The organism is uncultured Cyclobacterium sp. (genome assembly GCF_963976465.1).
Taxonomy (GTDB): domain Bacteria; phylum Bacteroidota; class Bacteroidia; order Cytophagales; family Cyclobacteriaceae; genus Cyclobacterium.
Genome location: NZ_CAXBOC010000126.1, coordinates 1 through 11,783 on the forward strand (window position 1 = coordinate 1; position 11,783 = coordinate 11,783).

General features: G+C 38.5%; 7 protein-coding genes. 4 read left to right on the forward strand and 3 right to left on the reverse strand.

The features are described 5' to 3' along the window. The coding region (locus AAC037_RS09120; RefSeq protein WP_339902697.1) for a VCBS repeat-containing protein at window positions 1–1,421 on the forward strand (1,421 nt) is incomplete at its 5' end. 121 nt (window positions 1,422–1,542) lie between these two features. On the opposite strand, the gene AAC037_RS09125 is transcribed toward AAC037_RS09120, so the two are convergent. Next, window positions 1,543–3,213, reverse strand: a complete 1,671-nt coding sequence (locus AAC037_RS09125) for a RagB/SusD family nutrient uptake outer membrane protein (RefSeq protein ID WP_339902698.1) — start codon at window positions 3,211–3,213, stop codon at window positions 1,543–1,545. A gap of 19 nt (window positions 3,214–3,232) precedes the next feature. Then, complete coding sequence (locus tag AAC037_RS09130; protein WP_339902699.1) at window positions 3,233–6,298, reverse strand: SusC/RagA family TonB-linked outer membrane protein; 3,066 nt, start codon at window positions 6,296–6,298, stop codon at window positions 3,233–3,235. Window positions 6,299–6,857: 559 nt separating this feature from the next. On the opposite strand from AAC037_RS09130, the gene AAC037_RS09135 reads away from it, so the two are divergent. The 3 genes from AAC037_RS09135 (at window position 6,858) to AAC037_RS09145 (ending at window position 10,504) form a co-directional block, all read left to right on the forward strand. Next, entirely contained in the window at window positions 6,858–8,105 is a 1,248-nt protein-coding gene (locus tag AAC037_RS09135) for a hypothetical protein (protein ID WP_339902700.1), read from the forward strand. Window positions 8,106–8,204: 99 nt separating this feature from the next. Beyond that, entirely contained in the window at window positions 8,205–9,638 is a 1,434-nt protein-coding gene (locus AAC037_RS09140) for a sulfatase (RefSeq protein ID WP_339902701.1), read from the forward strand. A gap of 149 nt (window positions 9,639–9,787) precedes the next feature. Continuing rightward, entirely contained in the window at window positions 9,788–10,504 is a 717-nt protein-coding gene (locus tag AAC037_RS09145) for an NYN domain-containing protein (RefSeq protein WP_339902702.1), read from the forward strand. A 2-nt stretch (window positions 10,505–10,506) separates the two neighbouring features. Here AAC037_RS09145 and AAC037_RS09150 read toward each other — a convergent pair. Further along, window positions 10,507–11,783 (reverse strand): ATP-binding protein (locus AAC037_RS09150; RefSeq protein WP_339902703.1); only part of this gene is annotated, 1,277 nt, incomplete at its 5' end.

The window sequence follows — 11,783 nt, forward strand, 5'->3', positions numbered from 1 at the left end:
AATACCAACACCAAGAAAACAGGTTTATTGATTTTAATCAGCAAAAGTTGATTCCTTATAAAATTTCTGACCGGGGTCCAGCTGTGGCAGTGAATGATCTGGATGGCAATGGTAGTGATGATGTGTTTTTTGGAGGAGCCAAATCTCAGGGAGCAAAGGTTTTTCTCCAGGCTGAAGGAGGTTTTATCGATAAACATTCAGAGGCCATTGCTTTTGATTCATTGCGGGAAGATGTCTCTGCAATAATAGAAGATCTTAACAAGGATGGGAGAAATGATTTATTTGTGGTATCTGCAGGAGGGGAGTTTTCTGAAGAAAATGAAGCTTTAAGGGATAGGCTTTATATTAATGATGGGAAAGATTTCACTAAAAAAGATTTTCCATCACAGCTTGCAAATGGGGCTGTAGTAAAAGCTTATGATTATAATAAAGATGGCCATTTAGATCTTTTTGTAGGTGGGGGTGCTGTATCGAAGGATTTTGGGATAATACCGAAGTCCTATCTGTTGAATAATAAGGGCAATTCATTTGAAATGGTTGAAAACAAGTCACTTGAAAATATTGGTAGGGTCACGGATGCCATATGGACAGATTTCGATGGAGATAGTTGGGTAGATTTGATTGTGGTGGGAGAGTGGATGACGCCTAAGTTTATTAGAAATAACGAAGGAGATTTATCCGATTATACCGATGAAGTCTTCGACCAGGATTTGACCGGATTATATCGGGCAATTGTTCCATTTGATATCAATGCAGATGGTGAAATGGATTATCTACTTGGTAATTGGGGATTAAACAGCAAATTCATTGCTAGTGAAGAACATCCTTTGAAAATGTACCATGCAGATTTTGATGGAAATGGAAGAGCTGAAACAATAGTGGCCTACTGGAAAGATGGTGAATATTATCCTGTTGCCGGACTTGATGAATTGGCCGGGCAAATGAGTTTTCTTAAAAGAAAATTCACATCCTACAAAGATTTTGCAGGTCAACCAATAGAGCAAATATTTGACAAAGAGCAGTTAGCCAAGGCAAGTCTTTTTACTGTAAACAACTTGGCATCAGGATACCTTTTTAATTCTGGAGGTAAATTTACCTTCAAGGCTTTTGATGCCCCTTTACAAGTTGCGCCTTTAACTACTTTTCTAAAGTTTGACTTTAATGGAGACGGTATGAAGGAAGTTTTGGCAGCTGGGAATTATTTCGGGCTTTCTCCTTATCATGGCCGTTTGGGTAGTTTAGCCGGGAATATAATTACTGTCGGAGGTGCAATCTTTGAAGGAGAACAGTTAGGGTTGGATTTTACTCAAAAAGCAGTAAGTAGTTTAGATATCCTTACCATAGATGGAGTCCGGCACCTTTTAGTAACCTATAACAACGAAAATCCGGAAATTTACAACCTTAATCTAATCAACAATTAACATTTGATAATTATTGAATTAGCCATTTATAATTATCATTTTTCATAAAAAAACCGACAACTAAAGTTTAGCTGCCGGTTTTGATTGTATGAAACCCCATTTTTAGGGGAACTGTTTAAGATTAATAACCAGGGTTTTGTTCAAGTACATTACTTGCCGAAAGCGCGGCAGTTGGTACAGGGAAACGTTTCAGATGGTCAGCATTAGAAGGAGTGTGATCCCACCATTCTTCCGTGGTAAAGAAACCTAACCGGATTAAATCGGTTCTTCTCCTACCTTCACCTAAAAATTCAATTCCCCATTCATCGGACATTCTGTATAAATCTAAATTTCCTGCACTAGCCGGGTTAGGGTCATTGCCCCCTTCAAAAGCCCTTTGGCGTACCGTGTTTATCAATTCAGCAGCTTCAGCTGCTTCTCCTAACCTTAACTGACACTCAGCCAGCATTAAATAAACTTCTGCCAATCTGAAAACCGGGTGATCTGCCGCCCATCTTAAGTTAAGGTCTTGGCTTGAAGCAACGGGGATTTTAACTAAGCGGATTCCTGTATTTTCTTCACCTGCGCCTATATTAGAGGGGAGTTCCTCGATAGTAGAATAGGTGGAGCCTAATTCGGAGAATCTTGCTACCTGATCTACAAATTCAAGCGGTTGGTCATTGTATTCCTCATTCCCGATCACTTGGTCTCCTGTAATAGGAGAGATTTGTGGTCCTACCAAGAACATGCCCTCATAACTTCCTGAGCCTAGGTATTGAAAAGGTTTCTTTCTCAGGTCAGTGTCTTCAAATTTCTCGTAAGGTGAACCCAGTTTAAAATCTTCTGAATACAAAGAGCCATCAGGTTTTCTGGAGGGTTGCAAATGAGTACCGTTGTTTGAACCAAGGTCCACATCAAAGTAAACACGGGAATTGTAATGATACATATGACCGTAATGAGTGTATTCTAATCGATTAAATTCCGACGGAATAGACCATATGATTTCAGGGGATTCATGATTTTCAAAGTCGTGTGGGCCACTCCATTCTGTATCCAAGCTATAATTTCCATATTCATTGGCAATGATTGCTTTGGATATTTCAGCTGCTTCTGCATACATAGGAATTCCTATATAAGCTTCAGCATTAAAGTATAACCTCGATAACATCACAGCTGCAGCTCCTTTGGTAATGGCTCCTTCTTGAGGTGTACCGTCCTCTTTTACAGACAAGTCGATAAGTGCCTGCTTTAATAAACCTTCAATGTGATCAAAAGTCTCTTTATCAGTACTTCTTGGTACATCTTCCTGATCCAAACTAGTAAATATGGGAAGTCCGCCATAGAAATCCAGTCCCCTTAAGTAGAAAAAGGCAATCAGTGCATCCAACTGACCAAGATGGGCTGCTTTATCTTCCTCTGTTAGGGCTAGTTCTTGGTAGTTTAATTTACCCAAGTCTTGCTTAACATCCAAGGCAAGAGCTACACCTTGTAGGGTTCCTCTCCAAGTTCCAAACAACTGAGATTCATCCGGTGTCCATTCATGATGCTGATAACGAGCATAGCGGCCTCCATCATACCAATGCCTACCTTTGGTAGTACGTGCAAAGTGGTCTCCAGAAAATTCTTGAGCCACCCATCTGTCTCCTGTCAAGTACCACCTGGCGTGGGTAAAGGGGCGGTAAAGCGCTGCCAATACATCTCCTTCAGTCTTGAAGAAGGTTTCCGGTACTACCCGGTCATACCAAACTTCATCCAAAGAACAGCTTGTTATGATGACAGTAAATAGAATTAATATATATTTTGTTATTTTCATTGTCTTAATTTTTTTGGCTTTAGAAATTTGCTTGTACTCCTAACATAAAAGTTCTGGTTTGTGGATAGGTTGCCCTTTCTTCAAATCCCGGATCCAAACCATTAATGTTTACTTCAGGATTTAGCCCTGAATAATTGGTGAGCACGAATAAATTTTGCCCAGTGGCATAAAGTCGTAAGCCTTTGACATGTTTACTTCCTTTTAAATCAAAGGAATAACCTACGGATAAAACATCAAGCTTTAAAAAATCCCCATCTTCGATCCAGTAGTCACTCAACTCTTTTTCCCCGGTAATATGCTTTTGTTCTTCGTAATTCTCTACCAAGACATTTCTAGACTCTAAAGGTATTCCATAGTAGAAATTAGGCATGTTGAATATGTCATGTCCTGCCCAGCCTCTGAAATAAGCATTTATATCAAAGTTCCCAATAGTGAATTGATTGTTCCAGGCAAGGATTAATTTCGGAATGGCATTACCAATAAATTTTTTATCCTGATTGGTTTTTGTTCTTTCCGTAACGTCAAATACTTCTCCATCGTCACCTCTCAGCATCCAGTTACCATCTTCAGTAAATCCGGCATGTTCCCATACAAAGAACCTTCCTATAGGTTCTCCGGGGAATAGTCTTACAGCATTACCCGGGCTTCCCGGAGCAGGAAATCCTTTTCTGTCCCAGAAAGTCTGGTTTCCCCAAAGGCTTACCAATTCACTCTTATAGGCAGAACCAATCAAGGTGGTTGTATAATTGAAATCAGATTTGTTGATGGCATTCCAGGATACTTCAGCTTCCCATCCTGTATTTCTCAATATTCCTACATTCATGGTTGTTTTATCATGGATTGCCGGAGGTTGTGGAACAGAGATATCATAGATCAAGTCATCAACATCTCTTCTAAAAACATCAAACCTACCATACACATTACCTTCCAGAATGGCAAAATCAATCCCTAAATTGTATTCCTTTTTGGTTTCCCATTTTAGGTCTGTATTTTGGTTGTGGGAGACTCCATAAGTTCTTCTCCATTCTCCATTCATGAGCCACCAGGTATCGGGGCCATACATCCTAGTAGCCACTCCCGGTGCGAATCCTTCATTTCCTGTCTCTCCAAAACCGGCTCTTAGTTTTAAATTGGTGAATAAATTTTGGCTTTGCATAAATGGTTCATTGTGAATATTCCAGCCTAAGGATAGGGCAGTAAAATTTCCCCATCTATTCCCTTTGGCAAATTTGGAGGAACCTTCTCTTCTCAAACTGGCAGTAATCAAATACCTATTGTTCCAGCTGTAGTTCACCCTTCCAAAAAAGGCCATTAATCTTACCCTTGGGTTTTTATAGGAACCCAAGCCGGCCCTTCCTTCAGATAAAAACCTACCTGTTCCCAAATCATGTTCTTCTATACCATCTACAGCAAAATCTGAATTGTTTGCAGAAAAACCTTGTCCATTAAACTCCTGGAAACTATAACCTCCTACAGCATTGATGGTGTGGAGGTCAAAGGTTTCATCATAAGTGAAAAAAGCTTCTAAGGTATTGTCTTGAAATTCTCCATAACTATGGCTGGCATAGCCTGCGACTCCCTGATCCAGGGAGGTCTTATGCTGGGCAGATCTCCAATAGGTCCCATAATTACTTCCTTTGTTAAAGGAATACCTGGCAGTAAGAGATAAATTGTCAGACAGGTTAAACAACAAGGAGGTGGTGTTTAGTAGATATTCATATTTTCTTTGATTTTTCATCAAGCGAATATCCGCTACAGGATTATACCAATCATATCCTCCTGTCCATACATTCAGCCCATGAGGCATGCTCGGATCATAGGGAGTTTCTGTTGGGTTTAGCTGCAAGGCCATCCTGAAAATATCGTTATTTGAAAAGTTGGACTGCCTTTCACTATAGGAAAGATTGTTTGTAATCCTAAGGAAGCCTTCAAACAAGGTAAAATCAGTATTGATTCTGGCTTGTAAATCATTTCTGTCTGAACCTATGGCTAGACCTGTTGCATTGTTATTACTAATGGTTGCACGGATTCTGGCATCTTCCACTCCTCCGCTAAAGCTTAATACATTTCTGTAGCTTAAAGGCGTATCATTGGTGACTTCATTGAACCAATCGGTGTTGTGTCCAAGGTCATTACCCAGGCCCTCCTCAAGAAATTGATCCCTACCAAGAGGTTCATTGTAACGACGTACAGTGGTAGCGAACACCTCGCCTGTATAGCTCACAGTTAATTCTCCGGATTTAGCAGACTTGGTAGTAATTAAAATTACGCCACCGGAAGCTCTGGTACCATAGATAGCAGCTCCGGAGGCATCACGCAATACCTCTATTGATTCAATATCTTCTTTTACTACTGAGTTGATGTTTCCACCTGGTACGCCATCAATGACAATAAGTGGTCCTTGAGAAGCATTTACTGAGTTTACTCCACGCAACTGGATCGAGACACCTGCATTGGGATCAGCACCATTGGTGGATTGAATACTTAATCCGGGAACTTTTCCCTGAATGGCCATTAATGGAGAAACTGTGCCGGCTACAAAATCCTTCTCATCCAAAGAACTAACCGCACTCGTGAGGTTTTCCCTATTGACAGAACCATAACCAACTACTACGACTTCATCCAAGGAGGCAACATCTTCTGCCAAGGTGACATCAATATTGCTTTGATTGTTTACTTCTATGCTTTGCGTTTCAAATCCAATAAATGAAAATACAAGGGTTGCATCCTCGGGAACAGTTATGGAGTATTTACCATCCAGGTCAGTAGCCGTACCGAAAGAACTTCCGGGTATGGAAACTGTCACTCCCGGGATTGGTTCTCCTTCCTGATCTGTTACGGTTCCGGTAACAGTTATATCTGCTCGATCGGATGAAATGCTACTTGCAAAAGCTTCAACATTTGTAAGTGAAGCAGAACCTTTTCCACTAGGCAATAAAAATTGCTTTCGGGAATTTTCTAAGCTTTTTTCTCTACCCTTTTTATTTTCAGCAATTAGGTAATCCATGCTTGCGCACTGGATAATAATTGCCATCGAAAACAATCGCATTAAGGGTTTCACATGTTTTAATAAGGGTTGTTTCATAATTTTGATTTTAGGTTTTTTAAAATGGTGCAAATCACCGATTAATTGAAAATTGACATAATTACAATAAATGATAATGATAATAAAAAGTTAACTAAAAAACAGTTTAAATTATTTTAAATTTAGTTTATTAAATAAAAAACATTAATTGAAAATATATAAATTGTTTATATTGATTATTTGGTAAAAAAAATTATAAGTAATCTATTAATAAGAATAAAATAAATTAATACTTAAAATTTTAAAAATGTAAAATATAGTTAGGTGTGAGCGGTCTTAGGTGATTTTACTGCGTTTGGTAGGAAATGAATCAACCCTATAAATCGAAATAAAAACTTGATCAAACTTAGATTTGATATTCTTCAGTCGGTTTTGGTTTTTTGTAAAAAGAATTGGGTGCCTTGAAACAGAGCTGAGTCTATAAGGAAGATTGATGGGGTGATTAAATTTGGGCTTATTTAATCCACTTGTTTGAAAAGATCGTTTTCTCATGCTATTTTGTGACGCCAATTCTTTTGTTTAGCTAGCTGAAATCCACCAAATAACCAAAATCAATTCCATGAGAGCTTTAATTTTTACCCTGCTTAGTTGTTTAATTGTGATTTCTTGTACTGAGCGATCTTCCAATGAGGAGAAGAGTAATCCCAATCTTGTTCATTTTCCAAAAGTTTCTGAGCCCATTCAACTGGTAGATAATGGGAAAGAACACCTATATGCAAGTTATTATGGAATCAATTCATTCAGCGCCAATCAGCGGTATGCAACAGTTTTGGAAACAGATATTGTAGATAGGCTTCCAACTGAAGATGACGAAGCTACGCTTGGTATGGTTGACCTGGAAACCATGGAATTTAAGCCGCTTACTACGACTAAGGCATGGAATTTTCAGCAAGGGTGCATGGCGCATTGGCTGGCTTCCTCACCTGATTCTTTAATCATATACAATGACCTAAGGGAAGGCAAATTTGTTTCCATAATCATGAATGTTCATACCCAAGAAGAGATAAAAACCATACCCCATCCGGTAAGTGCGGTATCTCCGGATGGAAAAAAGGCTGTTAGTATTAATTTTTCCAGATTACGTATCACTAGAAGTGATTATGGTTATGGAGGTGAAGGGCAAGATAAACAAGAGGATGTCCAGTTTCCTGAGGATGACGGTATTTTTTTAATAGATCTGGAAACAGGAACGTCTGAGCTTCTTGTTTCTATTGCAGATGTAAAAGAACTTGTACCTGAAATTCCGGAGGAAGGAATAGAGTATTTTAACCATACATTATTTAGTAGAGGAGGAACCAAACTATTTTGGTTGGCAAGAGCCATTCCCAATAGAAATACTACTTCGTTGATAGTGAATACAGATGGCACAGGGCTTCAAAGGTGCTTTCCAGACGGTTGGGGAGGATCCCATTTTGACTGGCTAAACGATGAAGAATTGATGGTGACAGGATCCTTTGAGAACACCCAATACGCTCATATATTATACACCACCGGTGAGGAAAATTATAAAAGACTAGGAAACGGTTTATTGGATTTCGATGGACATGGGACTTTCTCGCCTGATGGCAAATGGATGGTTACAGACACTTATGCCAGAGAAAACAAATTTCGAGAACAGAAAATCTATTTAATGGATATGAAAACAAATGCAGTAAGGACCTTAGGTCAGTTTGTAACTCCAGAATCATTTAAAGGACATTGGCGTTGTGACATTCATTGTAGGTGGAGCCCAAATGGTGATATGATAGGTTTTAATTCTGTACACACCGGCTCCAGACAAGCCTACCTTTTGAAATTAAAATTTTGAAATAATTAACAATTAACAATTCTTTAATTATCTCATTAACAATTAATTCATTAACAATTAACAATTAACCATTACCCCATTAACAATTAACAACCAACCATGCCCCAAAAGTACCTTTTATTGTTTTTAATAAGTTTTTGTCTAAGCAGCACCACCGGAAAAAGTCAGCAGAATAGACCCAATATTCTAATGATTGCTGTGGATGATTTGAATAATTTTGTAGGTGGGATGGGACATCCCGATGCCATAACACCCAATATGGATAAGCTTATCAAAAATGGCTTACTTTTTACCAAGGCCCAATGCCAATCCCCTATGTGCAGTCCTTCTAGAACGGCCATAATGACCGGTTTACGGCCTTCTACCACCGGTATTTATGGATTTATTGATGACAACGATATTAAAGAGACAAATAAGGCTACTAAGGATGCTAAAATGATGCACCAGTACTTCAAGGAGCATGGGTATTATACGATGGGGATAGGCAAGATTTACCATAAGCATGCTCCCAAGCATATATTTGATGAAAGTGGTGGGCGTGCCAATGGTTTTGGTCCTTATGCTACGCAAAATTTTCATTGGGACAAGAAAAGAACATCCACGGATTGGGGCCCTTTTCCGGCTGAAGACAAGCAAATGCCGGATTATCATACTGCAGCATGGGCTGCTGAAAGGCTCAATAGGACATATGATCAACCTTTCTTCCTTTCCGTTGGTTTTTTGCGGCCTCATGTACCTTGGTATGTTCCTAAAAAATGGTTTGATCTGTATGATACTGCCAAACTCACCCTTCCTCCTTACTTGGAGACTGACCGTGAGGATTTACCTCCAATTGCCCTTGAGATTGACGATTTACCAATGATGCCCACCACTGAATGGGCATTGGCCAATGGGCAATGGAAAAACATTCTTCAAGGCTATTTGGCCAGTGTATCCTTTGTTGATCATTATATTGGGAAAGTGCTAAAAACCTTGGAACAAAGTCCACATGCAAAAAATACCATCGTAGTCCTGTGGTCTGACCATGGCTATAGGTTGGGAGAAAAAAACACCTTTGCAAAAGTGGCCCTTTGGAACAGCGCAACTGCTGCCCCATTGATATATGCCGGGCCGGGTATTCCAAAAGGTGAAAAAGTAAAAACGCCCGTGGAATTGTTTTCCATTTATCCAACATTAGCAGATTTAGCCAAGCTTCCAAAACCCAAAAATATCGAGGCAGAAAGTATTTATCCCCTAGTAAAGAATCCCAAGCTAAAATGGGATAAACCGGCAATCGTTACTTGGGCAAGAAATAACCATGCGATAGTCACCAAGGAGTACAGGTACATTCACTATGAAGACGGTGCTGAAGAGTTGTATGCGGTGGAGGAAGATCCCAATGAATGGTACAACCTTGCAGATAGACAAGGCTATGAAGGGATTAAAAAGCGTTTGGCGCAATATTTACCAAAAACCAATGTCAAGTGGGCCAAAGCGTCGAAATATGATAATAACGACTATTTTATCAAACAGAAAATTGAGCAAAGTGAGTAGTTTATTACAACCATTCTATTAAGAATTGTTTAGATTTGTATTGTTTTAATCATTTTTAAGATTGAAAACCAAGATGAAAACATGACTTGATTCTTGATTAGGACTGATAGAATTAGTTAGTAATCCTATATACCCGATACTAAAGCCTTATGGAAAAAGACATTAAAATTGCCGTACTGATTGATGCTGATAACGTTCCTTCTACTCAGGTGACGGAAATGATGGAGGAAATCGCCAAATACGGCAATCCGACTATTAAAAGAATCTATGGGGATTGGACAAAACCTCAATTGGGAAAATGGAAGAATGTGCTATTGGAAAATGCCATCAACCCTATACAGCAATATGGCTATACCACCGGCAAAAATGCTACTGATTCAGCCATGATCATTGATGCCATGGATATTTTGTATTCCGATAAGGTGAATGGATTTTGCTTGGTATCCAGTGACAGTGATTTTACAAAGTTAGCAACCAGATTGCGAGAATCCCGTATGTTGGTGATTGGAATGGGTGAAAAGAAAACTCCTAATCCCTTTATTGTTGCTTGTGATAAATTTATTTATTTAGAGATTTTACAGGCCAGTGTTAGCAAGGAAAATGGAAAAAACAAAGAGGTTAATTCTATACAGTTGGATAAAATTAATCCAAAGCTTATTCGGTTAATTTCAAGTACCATTTCTGACTTGGCAGAGGATGATGGTTGGGCCTTTATGGGAGATATTGGGAATTTGCTCCAGAAAAAGCAACCTAATTTTGACTCCAGAAATTATGGTTTTCAAAAACTTACACCATTGGTTAGTGCAATTCCTAATTTTGAAGTTGAACGTAGAGAGAAATTAATATATGTTAGGAACAAGGAGTAGGTTTAATTGACTTTTTCGTAATTGGGTAGGGTAAAGGTGAATACAGAGCCTTTTCCTACCTCTGATGAAACCCAAATTTCGCCTCCCAACATATCAGTAATTTTTTTAGCTATAGCTAATCCCATGCCGGTTCCTCTTCCGGCGTTTTTTTGCTGTAGCCTTTGAAAAAGTATAAAAATTTTATCAAAATACTCAGCATCAATACCAACTCCGTTGTCTGTGAGCTGAAATACATAATCATTTTCTCTTTCCGCCATTGAAAAATGAATCTTTGGTGATCGATTGGGTTCTGAATATTTTAAAGCATTGGCGATAAGGTTTTGTAACAAAATAGAAAAAAAGCTAGGGTAACCCAAAAATGGGTTTAAGTTTTCTACCGTAATTTCTGCATTTTTAATTTCAATTTCATCCTGAAAAGTAACTCGTAATTCATCAAGGATTTTCTTTGGATCAAGGAAAATAGGATCTTCAGTAATTTTATTAATCCTTGAATATTCTGATAAGTCCAAAATAAGTAAACGCATCCGTTTGGCTCCATCTACAGCATAGGAAATATAGGTATTTGCCTTTTCATCCAGCTTTCCATAATATTTAATTTTCAGCAATTCTAAGAAGCTGGAAATCATTCTTAAGGGTTCTTGCAAGTCATGGGATACGACATAAGTAAAATGTTCTAATTCCCGGTTTTTAGATTCCACTTCATCGAGAGATGCCTTTAGTTTTACGGTTCCCTTTTTTAATTCCTTTTGAAGTGAAACTTGTTCTTTTAAGCTGTTTTCAAGTCTTGAGAATAATTTGGGAATAAGGAAAGAAAACATGGCACTTAAGAATATTAAATTGGAAGATACAGTGATCCAGTGGACCAAATCGATATGGGGAAGATTTGGTAGATTGGAAATAAGTTTAAAGTGTATCAACAAGCTAAATATAATGCATGTAGCAAGGTTAAAGTAAAAACTTGTGTAGGCCTGATTATTTGGTAAGAATAAAATCATGAGTATGGAGACTGCCAATAAATACATAAGGCCGGGACCATAATTACCTATAAAAAAAATAAGGACAGCACCAACTCCATAAAACACCATGAAAATTGCCCATTTTCGGACAATGAGAGGTATTTTAGGTACCAATGCAACCATTACTGAGACGATAAAAGCAATAGAATCAAAAATAAATAAGGGTAGAAAATCATTTATGTAGGACATGATAAGTCCGGGGATAAGACCTATCAGGCAAAACGGAAGTAAAAAAGCAATTCCCGATATAAAGAGTCTGTCCC

Bases quoted from the DNA above. Each gene is read 5' to 3' on its own strand.
- AAC037_RS09125 (WP_339902698.1), bottom strand. From the start codon at position 3,213: ATGAAAATAACAAAATATATATTAATTCTATTTACTGTCATCATAACA.
- AAC037_RS09130 (WP_339902699.1), bottom strand. From the start codon at position 6,298: ATGAAACAACCCTTATTAAAACATGTGAAACCCTTAATGCGATTGTTT.
- AAC037_RS09135 (WP_339902700.1), top strand. From the start codon at position 6,858: ATGAGAGCTTTAATTTTTACCCTGCTTAGTTGTTTAATTGTGATTTCT.
- AAC037_RS09140 (WP_339902701.1), top strand. From the start codon at position 8,205: ATGCCCCAAAAGTACCTTTTATTGTTTTTAATAAGTTTTTGTCTAAGC.
- AAC037_RS09145 (WP_339902702.1), top strand. From the start codon at position 9,788: ATGGAAAAAGACATTAAAATTGCCGTACTGATTGATGCTGATAACGTT.